Genomic DNA, 1,231 nt, shown 5'->3' with positions numbered 1-1,231 from the left:
CACGCCCAGCTTTCTCGTGCCGCCCTTGGCCTTCGGAATTTCCACCTGCTTCACCGGCGGCGGGAAGTACGATCCCGATGACATCCGGTTCCACAGTTTGTACAGATTTCCCGACAGGTTCTGCTCGAACATGGCGATCGTTTCATCGTCCACGCCGGCAGCGCCGCGGTTGGCCTTCACCAACTGGTACGCCTCCCACACCGTTCGCTTCGCAATGCAATACGGTTTTGTTGATGTCATGTCACTCATCCCCGCCATGCAGGTTGGTGACCTTCGTCAACCGGCTAACGCCGCCCCTTCGCTCCGCTCCCATTACAGAAGTTTCAACGCTACTACGGGCGACTCCGCCCCTCGCGCTGGCATCGGTATTCTTCCTTATGGTGTTGGCCATTTGTCATTTCCCTTTGCATCCAGCGAGAGGTTCTCACGTTCCATACCAAAGCCTGCATTGAGCTCATGCCGCCTATACACCGACTGCCGACGGGTCCGTAAACAGGTGCCGTCCCGACTGATCCTGGAGCTTCTGTGCCACTCCAGTTTTGGCAGTACCTTGGGTCTATAACGATGCGTCATCGGACGGTTCGCTTTCGCTCATCTTCTCAATACGTACCTGACGTCCTGAACCGGACGCCTTTTCCACGGTCGCTCACCACCACGTCTTTTGAACGCAGCAGCACCGGGCGGTTTGAAGCCTGCTCCTGCAAGCCGACTTCGGGAGGCCTGCTCCCATCTTTGATACAGCATCACAAGCTCTCACTTGTGTTCGTGACACACCACAGAAGTAGACTTTGATGTCAGTAGCCACGGTGAAGCGTTTATGGCCAGCCATTTCTTTGCCCCGATCCCAGGTCAGCGATCTATACAGTTCCTCAGGCAGCTTGCCAGCATGTTTTATGAGAGCGTTGACGACGGTCTCTGTATCCTTGCTGGCAATCTTCACCAGCATGACGTAGCGGGTCTGACGTTCGACGAGAGTTGCAATCTGGCTGTTCGCGTTGGCAAACAGCAGATCGCCTTCCCAATGACCTGGTATCGCGCGGTCGTCAGCTGTCGCCGGGCGTTCGCTAATCGATACGGCGTCGCAGATTCTGCCGTGGTCGTCAGTCTTCATAGTGTGATGACGGGAACGACGCATCGCTCGCGTTCGGCGCAAATGCTCCACCAATTCCTTCTTTAGCGCACCGCGGGCCTGTATATAAAGGCTCCTGTAGATCGTCTCGTGCGACACCTG

The 1,231-nt window shown here is 56.3% G+C and carries 2 pseudogenes; both read right to left on the bottom strand.

The features are described 5' to 3' along the window. A pseudogene (locus P0D73_RS46470) lies at positions 1-240 on the bottom strand (group II intron reverse transcriptase/maturase); the annotation flags it as partial. A 535-nt stretch (positions 241-775) separates the two neighbouring features. Further along, positions 776-1,231, bottom strand: a pseudogene (locus tag P0D73_RS46465) (IS30 family transposase); the annotation flags it as partial.

It is taken from the genome of Paraburkholderia sp. RL18-101-BIB-B, assembly GCF_046026985.1.
Lineage (GTDB): Bacteria > Pseudomonadota > Gammaproteobacteria > Burkholderiales > Burkholderiaceae > Paraburkholderia.
This window is presented reverse-complemented; position numbering and strand designations above follow the sequence as displayed.